The sequence below is a fragment of the Rhodococcus sp. P3_B8 genome (genome assembly GCF_056402775.1).
The window spans coordinates 1-19,797 of record NZ_JBFUGT010000074.1; the positions used below are offsets into that span (position 1 = coordinate 1).

The window sequence follows — 19,797 nt, forward strand, 5'->3', positions numbered from 1 at the left end:
CGTAAGGACCTACGAGACTCCGCCCGCACCCGAAACGCCAGACTGACCGCCATCCGCTCACTGTTCTCCTATGCCGCCCTGCGGCATCCCGAACATGCAGCGCTCATTGCACAGGTCCTTGCGATCCCACCGAAACGGTTCGACAAAGCCATCGTCTGCTTCCTCGACGAACCCGAGGCCGCTGCGATGCTAGTCGCTGCTGACCGCGGCACCTGGGCCGGGCGGCGTGATCATGCGCTGATGACGTTGGCGATGCAGACCGGTCTGCGGGTCTCGGAACTGCTCGGACTCAACTGCGGCGACGTCGTCACCGGAACGAGCGGACACGTTCGGTGCGTAGGCAAGAGCCGCAAAGAACGGTCGGTACCGATGACGGAATCAGTGCGCGCAGTCATGAACGTGTGGCTGATCGAACGAGCCGGACAACGCGACGATGCGGCGTTCTGCACTCGAACCGGCCGACGGTTGAGTGTCGATGCCGTCCAACGCAGAGTCACCATCTACGCCGCACAAGCTCGGCAGTCCTGTCCGTCGCTGGTCGGAAAACACCTCAGCCCCCAGGTCTTCCGGCATATCTGCGCCATGACGAAGCCAGGTTGTGCCACAGGTTCCAGCGGTCGGGTCAGCCGCCAGCTCGGCGGCGTGAGGAGGGTGTGGCGGTTCGATCGGATGGCCACTTTGAACCAGGGCTCGGCCGAAACGGTCTGCAACAGGCGCTCGGATGGAGGTATCGGCGCAGGTCCTCGCGTGTGCACGTCGTAGGCAAGAGCAGAGGTGGACGCGGAATCGTCACTGCCGGCGGAGAGCTCGTCGGTCAGGCTTCTTCCGAACAGGCCGACAAGCAACACGAGAATCCCGGCGAGCGCGATGAGCGACCATCGATGGCGATACACAGTTCTCGCTGACACGGTGAGTGGCCCCCGGGCATCCTCGCTGCCCTCCGTGTTGGTGGTGACGCGTTTTGTCCTACGCATTTCGACGGGAGCAACCTTCCTAGTCGCCTATTTTCGACTCGGGATTTCTCCTTGAAATGGGCCGTTATCTGCTTTCAATATGACGTGTGCAATGCGCCTTTTCGTCGAGTGGTAGCTGGATCGGTGGGGAATTCATCGCTCCACGGGTACCACTGTTCTCGTCTCGCGACGGCGGCAGACGAGGGCGAGCACGATGGTGGGAATCAGGGTGAGCGCGACGATGACGGTGCCCACCATCGCGGGACCGCTGAGGCCGAGCGGCGTGGCCAACGCGACACCGGCGATCGCGGTACCGATGGCGGTGCCGGCGTTGAACGACGCGACGCTCAGCGCCGACCCGAGGGCCGCGGCCTTCCCTGCGTAGCGGACGGCCAGGTGGATCAGCACACTGTTGGCGCTGAGGCCGAACAGGCCCAGCAGCACGACCAGCGCGACTGTCAACCATGCCGAGCCCGAGAAGAGGCCGATGCTGAGGAGAATGATCGTCGTCATGGCCGGGGTGACGATCGTCACCAGGTGGGGGTGGGCGTCACCGAGTCGCCCGCCGATGATGGTGCCGATGAACGAGCCGACACCGAAGCCGGTGAGCACCAGTGGGACCAGGGAGGCCGAGACGCCGGCTTGGTCGATGAGGATCGGTGCGATGAATGAGTAGGTGGCGAGCACCCCGCCGCAGGTCGTGATGCAGGCGGCCAGCACCAGCCACAGTCGCAGGGACCGCAAACCCGCCAGCTCCGAGCCGAGGGAGGAGGGCTCGTGCGAGGGCGCGTCGCGCGGGACGAGCCGGGCGACGAACACGACCGCTACTACGGCGGCGATCGCGAGCGCCCAGAACGTGCCTCGCCAGCCGACATGCTGCGCGAGGAACGCGCCCACGGGCACGCCGAGGACCGTGGCGAGCGAACCGCCCGCCCCGACGATGCCCATCGCTCTGGAACCGAGGGAAGGACCGGCGGCGCGGGTGGCGACGACGGCGGAGACCGCCCAGAACGCCCCGGTCGCCAGGGCGGTCACGAACCGGGCGGCCATCAGGATCACGAAGTCCGATCCGAGCGCCACGACGATATGGCCGACGACAAAAACGACGAGCGCGAGGACCAGCGTCAGCCGCTTCGACAGTCGCATCGTCAGCATCGTCAGCAGCGGGGCGCCAATGATCATCCCGATCGCGAACACCGTGATGAGGGAGCCAGCCTCCGCGAGCGAGATGCGTAAGTCGGTCGCGATCTCGGGGAGAATACCCGCGACCACGAACTCGGTGGTGAGCATCAAAAACGTGCCCAGCGCCAGAACGTAGACGACGAGAGGAAGGCCGGAAGACAGGGTGCCGCGTGGCGCGGCGTGCTCCGGTTCGGAAGCCATGAGGGCTTCATCAAGCATGTGCAGAACCTCGTATCGATTTGAGTTGTTTGGTGTCGATATCCATCAGACCCCGCGTCGGGCATGCGGAGAAGGTTCTGTTTATGGGGGTACAAATTCAACCCCCTACGAGCCGAGCATCGCTCGTACCGTGGAGGCATGGACAATCGCGCGGACATCAGAGACTTCCTCGCCAGCCGACGCGCCAAGCTGACGCCGGAGCAGGTCGGCCTGCCCACGAGCGCCCGGCGCCGGGTACCGGGGCTTCGGCGTGAGGAGGTCGCCGTCCTCGCCGGGGTGAGCACCGAGTGGTACACCCGGCTCGAGAAGGGGCACATCGGCGGTGTCTCCGAGGAGGTGCTCGATGCGGTCGCCCGGGTCGCCGGGTCGATTCCTTCACTCAGAAAGCCGTGGCTCGTTTGAGTAGGTCACGCTCTTCGGCGACCTTCGCCAACTCGCAGTGCAGCCGGGTCAACTCGGCGCGTTCCTCGCTACTCAGTCCGTCGCGCTGGCCGCGGTCGATGCGCGCCTGCTTGACCCACCCCCCAGGGTTTGGTCGCACGACCAGCGCGACGGCGTCGGCTTTGTGCTCCCCGTGTTCCGCGTCCTTCGACGGCGGACGGAACTTCACCATTCAACATGGACTATCTCCGACACGAGGTGTCCACCAACCGGTGTCCATTCCAGACTTCGCCGTTTCGGCATCCTCTTTCGCTTCGGCCACTACCCAATGTTGTGATGTCATCGGATGGTCTCGTGGCTCAGGATCCTGCGTTGTCTATCCGAGCCTCGGCGTTCGGTCCAATGCTGCGCGAGAAGACGATCCCGACGAAGAGTAGGACCGCGGTGGCAGCGATGAACCATCCCATGCGATGTAATCCGCCATCATCGATCTCATCACCGGCAGTCACCTGCAGCACGACGACAGAGAGGTTGGCGCCAATGAACGTCATCGTTCGGTACATGCCGATAGCAGTACCGACTTCCTCGACGGAGGTCACCGCATTCACCAGGCTCTGGTTTCCGATATTGTTGAAGCCGTTGGGGATACCAAGGACTGCTCCCACGAGCAGCAGCACCAGAATCGGCGCGGTGGAACGTTCGACGGAGGCAATCAACACGCCCCCGATCAGCAGCGCTAAGGTGCCGACGAGCAGGGTCCAGCGGGCCCCGGCCTTTCGGTAAAGGCGGGATCCGACGATCGTGGAGATCACGCTGACCCCGGCAACGGGCAGCATCGTCAGCCCGGCCTCGATCGCGCTCATTCCCCGCACGTACTGCAGCCACTGGGGAATTCCGAAGAACACGCAGTAGAAGCACGTGAAGGTGATCAGTGCCCGACCGAGCGTTCCACTGAGCGCCCGGTTCCGCACCAACGCATGGATGTCGAGAAACGGTTCCGCCGTCCGCCATTCCCATCCGACGAACAAACCCAGACCTACGATGGCTACCGGCAGCAACCCCCACGATGGGGCATCTCGCAACGAGACCAATACCATCATCATCGAGGTGATTGTGACGAGGAACAGCAGAATTCCCAACCCATCAAGGGTGTGTAGCGCCGCGCGCACAGATGTAGCTCGTCCGCCGGCGAATCCGACATCGGCCCGCATCACGGCGACAGCGCTGAGCAACACAACCGGCAAGTTAACCCACAGAATGGACTGCCATCCGAACGTGCCCACCAGCACACCGCCGATTGTAGGGCCGAGCGCAGCCACGGACTGACCGCACACCACCAGAGTGGTGAGCGCTGTACGCGGCTGCCGCTCGTACCGCTCGGCATAGCTGCGAATCATCGTCATGGCGTTTGGCATGTGCGTCGAAATGCCAATTCCAAGAACAACATACGCTCCGATGAGCCATCCCACGCCCGGGGCCAGCATTCCTGCGACCGAGCCCACAGCAACCAGCACCAGGCCGCCGACGAACACGCGCCGGGCGCCGAAGAGTGCACCAAACCGTCCCGCGGTCGGAGCTCCGACTGCCGTCGTGATGTACATCGCGGAGATCACCCAGGAGATCCCGGACGTCGACCCGAACTGGGCGGCGATGCCCACGATGGCGACGGCGATCATCGACGAGTTCAATGGCTGCAGGACGCTGCCGGTGGCGAGCGCTCCACTCACGCGGAACGGGACCTGCAATTCCTCAGATACGGGCACATTCCGACCGTTGATAGCCGTCACGGCTGCGTCTCCCTCGGTCGGTACGGATCTGCGACCTCTGAGAGGGCCGCCAGCAGGCTCCCCGCAAGGAACGGCAGTCCGCGTTCCGCCTGGCACGCACCGCAGAGAGGGCGCTGCGCCCGTCACGGTAATCGAAACGAGCCGCGAACCCGCATTCGCCGGATCAAGCGCACGAGCGCCTATCCCCTTGCCCTCCGAGGCGGAGACCGTACGGGCGATCGCCGGCGGAAGAACCTGCTCGCGGTGCGCGAGCGCACGAGTACTCAACGGCCCCCACCCTATCGAGATGCGACAGGCCTCGTACTGTGTCGGTGTCATCAGATGATCCGACCCTTGCTTCCTGCCGCTCATCGTGACGACGTCGCTGGTCGTCGTTGGCCAGTCCGCAGTCGATTGCGCCGAGGATGATCCGCTTGGTCTCGTTGAGGACCTCCGGTCGGTGTGCAGCTGCGACGTGCTGCGCGAATGCGGCGAACCCCTCGACGTTCGTCGGTGCCATTAATCTCATCCTCTCGCTCGCGGTTGAACGGAAACCGCCACAGAGGTGCGGCTGGTCGCATCGGGCCGGGGCAGGCACGGTGGTTGCCGAGAAGGGGGTCAGAGTTACCAGTCGAGCACCAGGCGCTCGGTCATCGACTTCGAGACGCACGGCGCCATCAATGCGTTGGACGCCTGCTCCTTGGAGGAGAGGAAGGAGTCCCGGTGGTCGGGCACGCCCTCCAGCACAGTCGACAGGCAGGAGCTGCAGGTGCCCTCGAAGCAGGCAGCGGGAATGGTCACGCCCGCTTCAGCGCAGGCGTCGATGATGGACTGGCCAGGCTGCACGGACACGTCGATGTTGGAGCGCTCGAGGTGCACTGTGAATGCTTCATGCGACCCCGCAGTTCCCTGTCGAGCGCCGGGCTTCGGCGCGAACCACTCGGCATGTAGGTCCCGTCCCGCCCGTTCGGCGGCCTCCTCGATGCCGACAAGGAAACCCTGCGAGCCACAGGCATAGATCGCCGCTCGCTCGTCCGTCGCTGCGACGAGGGAGTTGAGGTCGGGGCGGCCGCGCTCGGACGTGAGATGCATCTGCGTCTCCTCGTAGCGCTCGAGCTGATCGAGGTAGGCCAGCCGGGATTTGGTCCGCCCCACATAGTCCAGCCGCCATGGCACGCCGCGCTCTTGCGCCGCTTCGATCATCGGCAGGATCGGTGTGATCCCGATCCCGCTCGCGAAGAAGTGGTAGCGGTCGGCGGTCTCCAGCGCGAAGTTGTTGCGCGGCCAGCGGACCGGGACCCGGTCGCCGACTTTCAGTGTGTGGAGCATCGCGGAGCCACCGCGGCCGTTCTCCTCGAGCAGGACCGCGATGCGCCAATGGGTCCGGTCCGACGGTCCGTTGATCACTGAGTACGACCGAATAACGTCACCAGGCAGCACGACGTCGATATGCGCGCCCGCCGTCCATTCGGGAAGCGCTGCGTCCTCGTTGGCGCGCAGCTCGATCTCGACGGTGCGGTCGGCCACGGGGCGGACCGCGGCAACAGTCATGACCAGCTCTTTGTAACCGGCCCGGATCACGCTGCCGGTCAGGTCGACGGAGCGCGGAACGAAACGTACGGGGAGCTTGGACGGGCCGAGGTGGGTCCAGGTGCTCATCTCGGGCTCACCCGTCAACTCGAAGTCGTCGGTCATCGAGAGCAGCTCTTCCACCGCGATGCGCAGTTGCTCACGTGCGAGAGAGGCACCGACGCATCGATGCGGGCCGAAACCGAACGCGATGTGAGGATTGGGCTTGCGATCGAAATCGACCTTGTCCGCGTTCTCGAACTTGCGGTCGTCGAGGTTTGCTGCCGACACCATCAGGCCGACCCGCGATCCCTTGGGGACCATTCGACCCTCGATCTCGACATCACGGGTCGTCTTGCGGCCAACGAGGCGGACGGGCGTCCAGGCTCGGAGCAGCTCCTCGATCGCCTGGGGGATCAGCTTCGGCTCGTCCCTGAGCCGCTTCTGATCATTCGGAGTCGTGGCGAGATGTCGGATGATGCTGCCGAGCATGTTGGTCGTCGTGCCGTGGCCCGCTTGGAGGAACAACCGGATCGTGCCCGCGATGTCGTCGTCGGTGAGTCGCCTCCCGCCGACCTCCTCGTGGATCATCGCGCTGATGACGTCGTTCGGGTCATGCGGCGCCTTCTTACGCGTCGCCAGGACTTGGTAGATGTACTCGTAGATCTCATCGTTCGCAGCCTTGTGCGTCGCGCTGTCGCCGGCCGCACCGGCATCGATGATCTGGTTGATCGTCGTCTTGATGCGCTCGGCGTCCTCGACCGAGATGCCGAGGAAGATGCACTGGACCTGGATCGGCATGTAGAAGGTAAAGGACGCGACGGCGTCGACCTCGCCCAGGGAAACGCACCGTCCGATCAGGTCCCGTGCGGTCCGGCGGATCACCGGTTCGATGCGACGGATGTACTCCGGTGTGAAAAACCTGTTCAGCAGGTCGCGGTAGGCCGTGTGAAAGGGCGGGTCCACCTCGGCAGGTGCTCGAGGGGGGCGATCCGGGCTTGTGGCATCGGGGATCGGGGTCTTCTGTGCGCTGGTGAAGGTGTGCCAGTCGAGAGCGGACTCGGTCACGTCCTTGAAGCGCGTGAGGGCGTAGAACCCCCCGAATTGGTCGCTCCACGCGACGGGACATTCGTCGCGCAGGTGGGTGTAGACGTCTGTCGGGTCGCCATGGTTCTCCGGGGCGAGCGGATCCCAGTCCTCAGATGGATGGGGGATTGGGCAGCCAGAGGGCATGAAACTCACCTTTCAGTGTGCTTGACGTCGCCGCTCGGTCGGATCACGGTCGCGGGCCCGGGCGCTCGTGTCGGGAGCATGCGCGATGTCATTTAATGGTGCGCGGCATAGGCCTGCTGGAAACGGGAGATGGGCGTTCCGCCTACTACTGACACAATATCCCGCAATATGAGATATTGTCAATTGCTAGTGCCGTTCCGGCGCGAATACATCGACCTATCATTCGGAAAGGATGGGTCGCTAATATCTACGACCTGAACACGGGTTTCGTAGGCGACGGCGGTTGGTGGACCCCTCACCGTCGGAACAACTCGACCAGACCCGCTACATCCTTCAGAGCAGCGTGCTCCCCACGGGCTAACCTCTGCAGTGAGGGCCCGTGGCTGCCACGTGCGCCGAAGCGCCCCTCCACGGCCAGATAAAAGGGCATGCGTTCCCGGCAGCTCGTGGCACCCGCCGCCGGAACGCTGCCCGAGGGACCGCACAGAGTCGCCGGATTGACGTTCTCGGACCGGCAAGACCGGTCCGAGAACATCACAGGCATGGTCCGTCGGACGCGGTCAACCGTGCGAGCCAGGCCGCCGACCCGACACGCCCGATGCGGCCGACGGCACGGGAGCGGCAGCCGAATCCGACTCTCGCTGTGAGTCATGCGTGGCTTCGGGCCCCTCCGCCCCATCATCGGTGTCACCGTCCGGGGCGATCTTCGCCAACGCCTCACGAGAGGTATCCACACGGGCGACGGCGTACAGCAGGGTCACGGCCACGTACATGCCCGAAAGGGCCAGGATCACCCCGAGGATGCCATAGCTGGAGAACAACCACAGGACGATGAACGGGGAAGCGATCAAGCCGATGCGACCGACAGTCTGGGCAAAACCGCCGCCACGGAAGCGGAAGGCGGTGGGGAAGAACTCCGGAGCCGTTCCCGAACACAGGGTCAGGAACGACGCGGCCATCGCGACCAGGATGAAGCCGACGGCGATGATCAGCGCAGGTTCTGTCATGAACGGATAGATGGCAGCGAACACCGCGGCGAGCGCGCCGAACATCACGATGCTGTTCCGCCGTCCGAGGCGGTCGGTGATGAACATGCACAGCAGCGGTCCCGCGACATAGCCGGACATGATGGCCGCGTTGAACCCCAATGACTTCGACACGGTCATCCCCTGCTCCACGAAGAACGTGGGCATCCAGCCGGTGACGGTATAGGAACCGAACAGGCAAGTGACGGTCAAGATCAGAGCCATCAACGTCCGCCGAATGACAGGGCGCGAGAACAGCACCGTGATCGGCACCCACTCGGCCTTCTCGTCCACTGCGCCCGCCGCCTGGTGCACGACCGGAGGCGGGCTGACCTCCCGGCCCGAGACGCCGGACTCTCTCTCGATCCCCTGGATAACGGCCTCAGCCTCCTCGTACCGCCCACGCGACTCCAACCAACGCGGGGACTCCGGCATCTTCCGGCGCAACCACCAGGTGATCAGCGCGCCCACGCCACCGATGACGAACATCGCGCGCCAGGACAACGTGGGAATGACCACCCAGCCGATGAGCGAGGACAGCGAGACTCCGAGCCCGGCGAAAATTCCGAGCAGGCCCAAGTATCGGCCGCGGTGGCCTCGCGGAATGAACTCGGTGATAATGCCCCAGCATATGACGTACTCGGCCCCCATCCCGATGCTCATCACGAATCTCAGGGCGATGAGCACCTCCATGTTCGGTGCCATCGCCGCAACCAGAGCGAAGACCCCGAAGAGCGCCAGGTTGAACTGGAAGGCGAAGCCGCGTCCGAACCGATCGGTGAGCCACCCGGCGAACGCCGCTCCGATCGCGAGACCGGCGAACGTGCCCGACAGGAAGAGCGAGTTCAACTCGAGCGTCGAGAAGCCGGTAGGCAGCAACGATGCCAGCACCGCGGATGAGATCTTGTTGTCGAACGAGTCCCAGAACATGCCGAGGCCGACCAACAGCACCAAACGCCGATGAAACTTGCCAATCGGGAGATTGTCGAGCCGCAGGCCCGCATTGACGTGCATATTCACCGGCCGACACCTCCCGGACGTGCCGGGCCCGAGGCCTGGAAGGATCTGGTGGATCCCGGGGAGCTGACGGAGAGCGGGGTCCGTTCCGGGATGACTCTCATGATACGAGTGCGCTCGGCCACGCTGGGAATACGAGTGTCGGACGGGTTCGATCGACATTGTTCGGTCATGCGTCTTACTACCTTTGGCTTGGTGTTCGGTGCGCAACGGCGCGAACACGACGGTGTGATGGTGAACCGCTCCTTCACGACGCGGGTGGACCCCTCGAGCCAGATAGACCGCCGACTCCACTTGACATCTTGACTCAATGTGCCGACGGTCACAGTTCCTAGGAGCGGGATTGACGATATCCCGTACTGTGAGACTTAGTCAACAGTCGGAGGTGGTGGGTTCAGCCACCGTAGACACGCGCTCCTTGAGGCAGGACTACCCCAACTTCACAGTCATCGCTCTTATCGACGACGGCCGGAAACTGGTCCTGGTCCACTCCCTGACGGTGCCACGGTCCGCGCGTAGCTCCGCGAAGACGCCGAACGCGCAGGAGATCACCTTGCTGGTTCTCAGAACTACTGTGACCTGCGCGTACAGCTTCCCACCTGACCGGAGTCGCGATCGATTCCATCGACGTAAGCGCCGGGGAATCGCGCGGGGACGCAAACGTAGCCCACCGTCGTGGAGTGCGCGGATCCAGTCCTCGACGTCGCCGGATGCCGGGGTGATGCCGTCGAGTTGGCGCTCGAGGCACGCCTCAAACGCTGGTGCCCGGTCGTCGTCGAGCAGCCCGAGCTGGTCGAGGATCTCCACGACCCGACCGCGATGACGGACCGTGGAGATCAACTCGGAGTAGCGAATCTTCTCATCGCCGGTATGGCCGGACAGCACGACGACCAGCGCCTGGTCGAACCTTGCGGTGAGTGCAGGTGACCACCTGTGGGCCTCGCCGAAGTCCTGAACGACGCGGCGGCCGCGTATGAGGGTGCGATTGGTCAGGTCCACGTCCCTCCGGCGGTAGTCGCGGCGAATATCGAGCGGGAGTTGGCGTTGAACTCCGGCCCGTGTCGGATCTCGGCGCTCGGTACCCGTGGGCGTGGAGCGCCGTCCTCGCGTGCCGTGCTTGCCCAGTCGTGCTCGTCCGGGGATGCGGTAGTGGTCGCGATGCATGCGGGAGAAGAACAGCTGCTGGCGGCGCACCCGACGCAGAAATGGTTCGGAGACTGCGGTTTTCCCGGTGGCCTTTGGCGTCGGCGAGTGCCTGCAGCCGGTCCGGCACAGGCGGCAGTAACCTTGATTGATCGGGACTGTCCGATGGGAGGCTGCGCAGCGGCCCGATAGGTGCAGGTTGCGGAAGGTGTAGCAAGCTCGGCAACAGTCGCCGGGGAGTACGCCTCTTCGGACGGAGGAAGAAATCCCGGATCGATCAACCGGGCGGTGGAACGATCCTACTCGTCAACGGGTCGAGCGCCACAAGGCGAACGGCAGAGTCACGGTTACCCTAGTCGTGGCACACCCATAGCCCGCCACGCTGTACGGCGCAAGGACCTGCGCCGTCCAGAACCCCGTCGTCTCGACCGTGCTCCGGGCCCCGGACCGTGGAGCAGTTAACCGAGCCGAAGAAGGCGAATATCGGTCGGTCGTCAAACGGGCCGATGCGGCAGATTGCTACGGCGATGCCCGCCGCGACCATGCCACACCCCTGCGACTGCGGCGCCTGCGATCTCAACTCCCAAACAACCCTCCGCGAACGGCTCAACGAGGGCCGCGCCGCTATGTTCGCGCTCGACATCAACTCTCACGCACCGGGAACCGCCAGCTCAATGCCGCAGTTCGCCGCCCTCACTCTTTCCGCTGCCAACCCGACGCGCGAGTCCGCAAGGCCAGCGGTGGCGGGGGAATGATGCACTTCGCATCCTCAAACGCAGAGTCCCGGACGYCGTCTTCACAGCGATGGCCGCAGATCTATCACTTCTATCACTGATGATGTCTGCTAGACAGAGGAGCAAGTGACAGACCCGCACACGGACTGCCGCGTTCGTCGCCCTCGACGAGCACGGCAAAGCGCGTACCATCCACTCGTGCTACCCGTTTCGCTGAGGACCGGCCGCGCGACCAGCATGCGAGCCACCTCATCGACCTTCGCAAGGCGGTCGACCAGTTCACGTCCCGGCTGTCGCACCGAAGGATAGCGCACCCAACCTTTTCACACCTACAGACGCCACCAGAAAGCTAGAGACAAGCCTCGGCGGTGGTCGCGTGGATCACGACCGAGTCCTGGAGGGTCGATGCCGACGGGTGATCGCCCACACGAGCAGCGGCGCCGCACACAGCATCATCACCAATCTGATCACCTGCGACGCTGCAACGAAAGTCGCGTCGGAGTCAGTCGAGGTGGCAACAGCCAATACCGCGGACAACCCACCGGGGGTGGTCGCCAGGTATCCGTCCAAGACGCTGATGCCTGTCCACATCGACAACAGCACACCGAGCCCAGCACACGCCACGGTCAGCACGACAATCAACGCCAACGCCCAGACGAAGATTCGGCCCAACGCACCCAAACTGTCGCGGGTGAATGACAATCCCGCCTGCCATCCGATGATCAGGAATGCGATCGGCAACACCACCGATGGGATGTGAATGCCATCCACCCACCCTGCGAGCTCGCACGACGCTGATGCGATCAAGGGACCTAGCGTAGCGGGGACCGGAATGCGAACGAGCATCGCTGCGCCAGTGCCGGCAATCATCACAATTATCATGAAACCGATCGAGAACCACCAGGGCACAGCAGAACCGGATGTGACCGGCAGAACCGAAGCGGTGGTGCTGGGGGCCGCGAAGCCGTAGGTGACGATGAGCGGCATCGACAGCACGACCAGGGCAACCCGCAGGTACTGGGCCACTACCACGACGCGCCCGTCGGCGCCCAGATCTTGGGCGACGGCGATCAAACCTGTCGCACCGCCCGCAATCATCGACAACACACCGGTTGCGGAATCGACATCCCGGTGACGACCCAGGATCAGTCCGGTACCGACACTCAGCAGCAACGTCGCGATAGAAAATCCGACGACAACGAGACCGTGAGAACCCAAAGCGGACAGCGTTTCTCGTCGCATCGACAAACCAATGGAGACCGCCAGCATGGCCTGGGCCGCCATGGTGGCCGGACGGGGAGGGCGTGACGGCCCGATTCCGGCGACTGCGAAGACGATCGCGGCGATCAACGCCGCGAACAGGGTCGGTGAGATCACACCGACAACGGCGAACAGCCACCACCCCAGACCCGATGCGGTGGCCAATCCCGCCCAACGAGCGGCTATTTCACGATGGCGGTTCCACATCCTGCGGTAGTACGTCTCGCTCGAGGATCCGTGGCAAGCTAGGATCGTCCGCCAGCGGAGGTGGATCATCTTGGCCGGGTCCTTCGCGCTGTCCGAAGTGGCCGTCACCTCGCCGGCGCCACTCGGCGAATCGGATCCTCTCATGTCGTAAGTCCACGCCCTTCTCTTCGTAGCCGCTGGCTAGGCCGGGCTAATCGACCGTCCACACCGGGTGTGCTGTGAGGGAAGCTGACACTGCACCAAAGTGATACTGCTCGAGGAGCTTTAGGCGCCGCCGTTATTAATCCTCATACCAATGCACCCGCATCCAGGAAGGCCGTGAAGACCGGATCCCGCCTGGCCTTGCCCGGTGGGTTGTGCGTCAGCGTTACCGTCATCGTCACTCCTCGTGGCGTCGCGGTGCGTGCCCAAGCAGTGGTGGACGGTGTTCCACCGACTCGGGAGCCTGCTCCTAGGGCTCCTTACTTCTGACGTCATAGCAAATTCCCATGAAGGGAATTCATCGCATTGCGATCATCTGCAGGACCGAGGATTGGCGTTCTGATCGATGTTGACAATATCCCGGAATATGAGATGTAGTCAACTAGACGCTCAGGGCGAAGTGGTGACGCTGATCTCAAAAGGACAATGTTGATCATGCCTGCACCGCAGAGTACGACACCGAGACCCAGGAGCGCACAGTACGGATGTATCGGGACCGAATCCGCGAGCACGGCCCGAAGATCGCCCGGCGCCATGTCGGCGAGCTGCTCGGCATTGCTCGGCGACGCTGGCGAACTGGACTGAACGGGAGGAGACCCACCCCGCTCCCGGAGCGTCGTCTGCAACACCCGACGTGTCGGACCCTGCCTTCGACAAGAGGTAGCCGAATTACGCAGAACCAACGAGGTATTGAAGACCGCGTCCGCGACACCGTCGACCTGTCCATAGTCGATACCGCCACCGGTGGTGTCCCCGCGCACATCGTGTCTTCGGCCGACGGAACGGGATATGCGAACATGCTCGGGTGACGGCACCGGTCTGGGAGAGGTCACCTGTCACGGCAGCACTGTGAAGGATCACGCTCGAAAGCGGGCAAGCTCCTGATCAGGCCGAAACAGGTGGGGCCAGGCTGGTAGGGCTGATCGGTCAGGCTGGTGTCGTGATTCGAGGTAACTCTCAAGAATACTGGCCGCCTTCGGGTGTGCGTTACATTTGACGTGTCCCTTCGGGTTGCCGGCACCCGGGGTACGCCGGGTATCGACAGATCCCCGGTCACCTTGGCGGCAGTCTCTGGTACGTGACGTCGAGTCCGAGGGTTGTTGATCGTGAGTGGCGTCTTCGCGGCGACCGTCGACTCGCCTTGTTCGGCTGGGCGCTGGTCGGGCTCTGGACCATCCCCGCCTTCGGTCACACAGCGCGCTGCTTCTCCCTCAGTCGGCCCGAGATGGTCGTTGCTGCCTGCTGGACGGCGAGCACAGCGTGCTGGACGTCGACATCGCGGCGCTCGTTCTCATCCCAGGCGACACCCACACTCCCCAGGGCTGTCTTCTGGTCGGTGAGAATTGGTGCCGCGACGCCGTAGACGCCGGGGTTGAACTCCCCCACGGTCAAGACGTAGCCGTCTTTCTTGATCTCACCCAGGTTCGCGCGGAAGGCGCTCCACGTGCTGCCCAGTCCGGCGTTCTCAATTTCTTTGCGCTGGCGAGGGTAGATGGCTTTGAGGCGGTGATGCGGGAGGTACGCCAGGATGACCTTCGACACCGCTCCTTGGAACAACGGGCGCCGCTGCCCGCGGCTGAACCGGTTTTCGGGGCTCAGCGGGGCGCGGCACTCGCCGACGCACAGGACCGAGTCACCGTATGCAGTACATAGAAGAGCCGAGTGCCCGATTTTGTCCACCAGATCCTCGAGTACGCCGTGGCTTGCCAGGAGTAGTGGGTCCGTCACGCGCATCTGCAGGTCCATCTCGATGATCCGCGGGCCCAGGGTGTATTGACCATTGCGCACTGCGTTGAGCAGTCCCGCGTCGTGCAGGGTCTTGATATAGCGGTATCCCGTCGATCTGGAGGTCTCCAGAGCCTCGATGATGGCGGCTGTCGACCATACGGGCTCTGCTTCGGTGAACAGCTGCAGGATGTGGAGCATCTTGGCCAGGCTGCTCGCGCTGTCCGGAGTGGCTGTCACTGCGCCGGCGCCATTCGGCGTTTCGAGTCCTCTCATGACGTGAGTCCACATCCTTCTCTTCGTGTGGCCCGGCTCGGTGTATGAGGCCATGACGTTGGTGACACCAGTGCGGAGCTTGCTGATTTCCGATGGCAGTGTGAGGCCGATGATAGTTGTAGGGCACCTTCCCCTCGTGCAGCGCCTCGGCGCGTTGCTGGTTGCTGGTTCAGGTCCTCAGCGCTAGGCCCGCCTCACGCACGGCATCTCCGGCCGGCAACGGGAACATCGACTGAGGAGAGCGGATGGTCCCGAATCTCAGGGCCTGAGCGGCGCCGAATGCCCCGCTCAGCCCTGAGGGATCACGCTCCGGCCTTTCTCTCGGCCGCGGCCAGCGAGCTATGTCCGCGGGACCGCCATGTACTTGTACTCGAGGAATTCGTCGATGCCCACGCGTCCGCCCTCGCGGCCCAGACCCGAGGCCTTGACGCCGCCGAACGGCGCGGCGGGGTTGGACACGATGCCCGTGTTCAGGCCGACCATGCCGACCTCGAGGGCCTCCCCCACTCGGAAGCCGCGGTCCACGTCCTGGGTGAACAGGTAGCCCGCGAGCCCCCACGGGGTGTCGTTGGCTATGCGGACGGCCTCCTCCTCCGTGTCGAACGGGACGACCGGAGCCACCGGACCGAAGATCTCCTCGGTCATGAGGTCCGCGTCCGCTGAGACGTCCGAGAGGACGGTGGGCGAGTAGAAGTAGCCCGGGTGGTCCGGCCGGTTCCCGCCGCAGACGACCTTCGCGCCCTTGTTGACGGCATCGTCGACGAGCTCCTGGACCTTCCGCAGGGCCTTTTCCTCCACGAGCGGGCCGACGTCGGTGCCCGGCTCGGCGCCGTCCCCGACCGATAGCGAGCCCAGCCGTGCGGCGAGTCGGCGAGCGAACTCCTCGGCGACGGGCCGCTGGACGAAGATCCGGTTCGCGGCCGTGCAGGCCTCGCCCATGTTGCGCATCTTGGCCGCGACCGCCCCTTCGACAGCACGGTCCAGGTCGGCGTCGGCGAAGACGATCAAGGGGGCGTTGCCGCCGAGTTCCATCGACGAGCGCATGACGTGCTGGGACGCCTGCTCGAGCAGGCGGACGCCCACCTCGGTCGAACCGGTGAAGCTGATCTTGCGGGCGATGCCGCTCGCCATCCAGGGCGAGACCACCGAGGATGCCTTGGTCGTGCACACGACGTTGACGACGCCGGCGGGGAGCCCGGCCTCGACCAGGATGTCCACGAGCGCTAGGGAAGAGAGCGGGGTGAGGTTGGCGGGCTTGAACACGACCGTGCAGCCGGCCGCGATGGCCGGTCCGATTTTGCGTGTGCCCATGGCGAGCGGGAAGTTCCACGGGGTGACGAGTACACAGGGGCCGACGGGTTCGCGTGAGACGAGGATGCGGTTCTTCCCGTCGCCCGTTGTCGTGAGGTCGCCGCCGATGCGGACGGCTTCTTCGGAGAACCAACGGAAGAATTCGGCAGCGTAGGCGACCTCGCCCTTGGCCTCGGTGAGCGGCTTGCCCATTTCCGTGGTCATGATGAGGGCGAGCTCGTCCTGTCGCGCCATGATGATGTCGTAGGCGCGGCGCAGGATCTCGCTGCGCTCACGTGGAGCTGTCTTGGCCCAGTCCTTCTGTGCGCGGCCTGCGGTTTCGATGGCGCGCAGTGCGTCCTCGGGGCCGCCGTCGGCCACGGTCGCGATGACTTCCTCGGTTGCCGGATTGACGACGTCGAAGCGGGCACCGGACGCGGCTTCGCTCCACTGCCCGTCGATGAAGATGCCTGTGCTGACTTTGGCGATGGCCTCGCGTGCTCGCTGTGAGGTACGGAGGTCGCTGTCGGTGGTGGTCATGGGAGTTCCTCTGTTTCCTTGGTGTGGCGGGCTGTGGTGGTGGTCGGGGTCGGGCTGGTGGTTGTGCCCGGGTCGAGGATTTGAGCCAGGTGCAGGCCGGGTCTCGAGGGATCGAGCTGGTCTACCTGTCTGGCGCACGAGAAGCCGTCGGTCAGCACCGCAGCGCTTTCGTCGGTGGCCCTGAGTGCGGGGGCAAGCGCGTTCTCTGCGACCTGCATGCTCACGTCGTAGTGGTTGGCTTCGAAGCCGAAGTTCCCGGCCACGCCGCAGCAGCCATTCGCGTCGACGACGTTGCGCACGCCGGCCGCTTCGAGCACCGTCCGCTGGGCCGCAGCTCCGAAGACCGAGTACTCGTGGCAGTGCGTCTGGAGCACGGCCTGTTCCGGCGGAGGGCTTGCCGGGGACGGTTCCCAGCCTGCGGACACTCGTTCGGCGACGTGCGCGGCGAAGCTGCGCACGCGTGCGGCGACGCGCTTGGCCTGCTCGGTGTGGACGAGTTCGGGGAGGTCCTTCCGGAGCGCGGCCGCGCAGCTCGGCTCAACGACGACGATCGGCCGGTCGGTACCGTCGTCGAGCACCTTTGCGGCCTTGGAAAGTAGCTTCTTCGCGGTACCGAGCTGACCCGTGGAGATCCATGTCAGGCCGCAGCAGGCGTCGGGCGAGCATTCGACGACGTGTCCGGCGTCGGCGAGGACGCGGGTGGCCGCGCCCGCGACCTCGGGCCGGAAACCGCGCGTGAACGTGTCCACGAACAGGACCACCGAGTCCGTGCTGTCGGTCTCGCCTGCAGCATGGGCGCCAGCGTCGGCGATCTCGCGCCGCCACTCCCGCGCGCCGGCGAACCGCGGAAGCGCGCGCTTGGTAGTGAGCCCGCCTGACGCTGCCGCAACCTTGCCCAACGGGGTCGCGAGGACGGCGTTGACGACGACGGAGAGGCGGCCTGTCAGCTTGAGCCAGCGCGGGAGCCATCCGAGGGAGAAGTGCGCGAGCGGACGCACGCGGCCGCGGTAGTAGTGGTCGAAGAATTCCGACTTGTATGTGGCCATGTCCACCCCGGCTGGGCAGTCGGTCGAGCAGGCCTTGCACGACAGGCACAAATCCAGCGCCTCCCGGACCTCCTCGGATCGCCAGCCCTCCTCGACCGTGCGCGCGCCGCGGACCATGTCCTGCAGGACGCGGGCACGGCCTCGCGTCGAGTCCTTTTCGTCGCGCGTGGCGCGATAGCTCGGGCACATCACCCCGCCGCTGTCCGCGCGGCACCGGCCCACGCCGATGCAGCCCTGGGCGGCGTGTACCCACGGATCCGTCCCGGCATGTGCCGGGTGTAGGTCGAAGCTCGTGCGCCATTCGCGCTGCGGCACCCCCGCGAGAGCGAGGTGCGCGTCCATGGGATCGGGCTCGGTCATCGAGCCTGGATTCAGGATGCCTACGGGGTCCCACAGACGGCGGCACTCGGAGAACGCGGCCATCATCTCGGGCGAGTACATGAGGGGCAGAAACTCGGACCGAGCCCGGCCATCGCCGTGCTCACCGGACAGCGATCCGCCGTGCCGGACCACGAGTTCGGCGGCCTGGCGGGTGAACGTGCGGAAGACCTCGCGGCCTTCCTCGCTGCGCAGATCATAGGYGATGCGGATGTGCATGCAGCCGGCCCCGAAGTGCCCGTACATAACCCCGGTGAGCTCGTGCTCGGCCAGGAGTTCGCGAAGGTCGGCAAGGTAGTCAGCAAGCTCGTCGGGGGCGACCGCCGAGTCCTCCCAGCCCGGCCACGACTCACCCCCCGACGCCAGACGGGAGGACAGTCCCGCCCCATCTTCCCGGACGCGCCAGAGCGAGGCGCGTTCGGCGGGGTCCGCGGCCGCACGGCCGTGCACGAGCCGCCCGTTCTCTGCCAGCCGTGCGAGCAGCCGGTCCGCCTGAGCGCGCACCGCCTCCGTGTCGTCGCCGTCGAGGTCCACGAAGAGCCACGCCCGTCCCTCGGGCAGGCCCAGGACGGAATCGGGTCCGCGACGGTGCCGCATGGTGGCGACGATGGCCTCGTCGGTGCCCTCGACGGCGGCGGGTGAGAACTCGAGGATGGCGGGGATGTCGCGGGCGGCGTCGACGACGTCGTGGTAGCCGAGGCAGACCAGGAGCGCGGTCGCCGGCTTCGGCACGAGCTTCATGCGGGCGCCCACGACTATCGCCCACGTTCCCTCGGAGCCGACGACGGCGCGTGCGATGTTGAACTTCCTCTCCGGCAGGAGATTCTGGAGGTGATAGCCGGAGACCTGCCGGGGAATGCGGCCGAGTTCGAGGCGGAAGGTGCTCAGGTTCTCCTGGGCGAGCCGGGCCAGTGACGCCGAGAGGGTCTCCGCTCGGGTGATAGAGAATGAGTCGGCGGGATCGGTTGCCCGCAGGCCCGTCTCGGTCGCCGTCAGCCGCGCGCCATCGGACGTGACGAGGTCGATTTCCGCCACGTGGTCGGAGGTGCGGCCGTAGCGCACGGAGTGATTGCCGCATGCGTCGTTGCCGATCGCTCCACCGACCGTGGCGCGGTTCTTGGAAGAAGGGTCGGGCGCGAACGTGCAGCGACCGCCGGTGGCGCGTTCCACCTCGCGGGACAGTGCCGCGAGGACGACGCCGGGTTCGACGTCGACCGTCCCGGCCTCCTCATCGAGGGCGAGGACGCGATCCATATGCCGCGAGAAGTCCAGGACGAGTCCGGGGCCGATGGCGTTGCCGGCCATCGACGTTCCGCCCCCTCGGGCGATGACCGCGGTGCCGCTCGCCCGGCACGCCATGACGGCGGCCACCACGTCGTCGACGGTGCGCGGAAACGCGACCGCGAGCGGTTCCACGCGGTAGTTGGAGGCGTCGTAGGAATACTCGGAACGCCGCCGCGGCGACGCGTCCGCGGAAACCCCTGCCTCCGAGAGTTCTCGGAGCAACCCCGTCGCCGGATTGCGTACCTCGATGACGGCCCCGTCACCAGTGTCCACCGGTGCGCCGTCGACAGGGTTGCGCTGGTGCAGAACTTCGGGGTCGTGCAACACCGGGCGGCTGACGGAATCGGTCATGGGATGAGTCTTTCTCG

11 protein-coding genes and 2 pseudogenes are annotated in these 19,797 nt (G+C 65.2%); 2 read left to right on the plus strand and 11 right to left on the minus strand.

The annotated features are described in order from the left end of the window. Nucleotides 1-762: tyrosine-type recombinase/integrase (locus tag AC1D1G_RS22125; RefSeq protein WP_477953682.1), on the plus strand; the 762-nt coding region annotated here is incomplete at its 5' end. Nucleotides 763-1,106: 344 nt separating this feature from the next. Here AC1D1G_RS22125 and AC1D1G_RS22130 read toward each other — a convergent pair. Continuing rightward, on the minus strand, nucleotides 1,107-2,336 hold the full coding sequence (locus AC1D1G_RS22130) for an MFS transporter (protein WP_477953683.1): 1,230 nt from the start codon (nucleotides 2,334-2,336) through the stop codon (nucleotides 1,107-1,109). 156 nt (nucleotides 2,337-2,492) lie between these two features. Between AC1D1G_RS22130 and AC1D1G_RS22135 the strand changes: the two are divergent. Continuing rightward, nucleotides 2,493-2,711: pseudogene (locus AC1D1G_RS22135) on the plus strand (helix-turn-helix domain-containing protein); the annotation flags it as partial. A gap of 22 nt (nucleotides 2,712-2,733) precedes the next feature. On the opposite strand, the gene AC1D1G_RS22140 reads toward AC1D1G_RS22135, so the two are convergent. The 10 genes and pseudogenes from AC1D1G_RS22140 to AC1D1G_RS22185 all read right to left on the minus strand — a co-directional run bounded on the left by AC1D1G_RS22140 (nucleotide 2,734) and on the right by AC1D1G_RS22185 (nucleotide 19,780). Continuing rightward, nucleotides 2,734-2,967 (minus strand): hypothetical protein, encoded by a 234-nt coding sequence (locus AC1D1G_RS22140; protein WP_283351281.1) that lies wholly within the window; start codon nucleotides 2,965-2,967, stop codon nucleotides 2,734-2,736. 127 nt (nucleotides 2,968-3,094) lie between these two features. Beyond that, nucleotides 3,095-4,522: an MFS transporter gene (locus AC1D1G_RS22145; RefSeq protein WP_283351280.1), complete on the minus strand. Its 1,428-nt coding sequence runs from the start codon at nucleotides 4,520-4,522 to the stop codon at nucleotides 3,095-3,097. 603 nt (nucleotides 4,523-5,125) lie between these two features. After that, on the minus strand, nucleotides 5,126-7,303 hold the full coding sequence (locus AC1D1G_RS22150; RefSeq protein WP_283351279.1) for a cytochrome P450/oxidoreductase: 2,178 nt from the start codon (nucleotides 7,301-7,303) through the stop codon (nucleotides 5,126-5,128). A gap of 560 nt (nucleotides 7,304-7,863) precedes the next feature. Then, nucleotides 7,864-9,342, minus strand: coding sequence for an MFS transporter (locus AC1D1G_RS22155; protein WP_477953690.1), 1,479 nt, complete (start codon nucleotides 9,340-9,342; stop codon nucleotides 7,864-7,866). Nucleotides 9,343-9,774: 432 nt separating this feature from the next. Then, nucleotides 9,775-10,539 carry a hypothetical protein gene (locus AC1D1G_RS22160; protein ID WP_477953684.1) on the minus strand — a complete coding sequence of 255 codons (765 nt, stop codon included), beginning with the start codon at nucleotides 10,537-10,539 and terminating at the stop codon, nucleotides 9,775-9,777. Between the two features lie 1,064 nt (nucleotides 10,540-11,603). Then, complete coding sequence (locus AC1D1G_RS22165) at nucleotides 11,604-12,689, minus strand: AbrB family transcriptional regulator (RefSeq protein ID WP_317568774.1); 1,086 nt, start codon at nucleotides 12,687-12,689, stop codon at nucleotides 11,604-11,606. Between the two features lie 1,389 nt (nucleotides 12,690-14,078). Then, on the minus strand, nucleotides 14,079-14,945 hold the full coding sequence (locus AC1D1G_RS22170; protein ID WP_477953685.1) for an IclR family transcriptional regulator: 867 nt from the start codon (nucleotides 14,943-14,945) through the stop codon (nucleotides 14,079-14,081). Next, nucleotides 14,934-15,060, minus strand: a pseudogene (locus tag AC1D1G_RS22175) (IS481 family transposase); the annotation flags it as partial. The pseudogene AC1D1G_RS22175 and the gene AC1D1G_RS22170, both read right to left, overlap by 12 nt. A 170-nt stretch (nucleotides 15,061-15,230) precedes the next feature. Beyond that, nucleotides 15,231-16,721 (minus strand): NAD-dependent succinate-semialdehyde dehydrogenase, encoded by a 1,491-nt coding sequence (locus AC1D1G_RS22180; protein WP_283351275.1) that lies wholly within the window; start codon nucleotides 16,719-16,721, stop codon nucleotides 15,231-15,233. Beyond that, complete coding sequence (locus AC1D1G_RS22185; protein ID WP_477953686.1) at nucleotides 16,718-19,780, minus strand: FAD-binding and (Fe-S)-binding domain-containing protein; 3,063 nt, start codon at nucleotides 19,778-19,780, stop codon at nucleotides 16,718-16,720. Before AC1D1G_RS22185 ends, AC1D1G_RS22180 begins: the two co-directional genes overlap by 4 nt. Nucleotides 19,781-19,797: the final 17 nt, after the last annotated feature.

Bases quoted from the DNA above. Each gene is read 5' to 3' on its own strand.
- AC1D1G_RS22130 (WP_477953683.1), bottom strand. From the start codon at position 2,336: ATGGCTTCCGAACCGGAGCACGCCGCGCCACGCGGCACCCTGTCTTCC.
- AC1D1G_RS22140 (WP_283351281.1), bottom strand. From the start codon at position 2,967: ATGGTGAAGTTCCGTCCGCCGTCGAAGGACGCGGAACACGGGGAGCAC.
- AC1D1G_RS22150 (WP_283351279.1), bottom strand. From the start codon at position 7,303: ATGCCCTCTGGCTGCCCAATCCCCCATCCATCTGAGGACTGGGATCCG.
- AC1D1G_RS22155 (WP_477953690.1), bottom strand. From the start codon at position 9,342: ATGCACGTCAATGCGGGCCTGCGGCTCGACAATCTCCCGATTGGCAAG.
- AC1D1G_RS22165 (WP_317568774.1), bottom strand. From the start codon at position 12,689: ATGTGGAACCGCCATCGTGAAATAGCCGCTCGTTGGGCGGGATTGGCC.
- AC1D1G_RS22170 (WP_477953685.1), bottom strand. From the start codon at position 14,945: ATGGCCTCATACACCGAGCCGGGCCACACGAAGAGAAGGATGTGGACT.
- AC1D1G_RS22180 (WP_283351275.1), bottom strand. From the start codon at position 16,721: ATGACCACCACCGACAGCGACCTCCGTACCTCACAGCGAGCACGCGAG.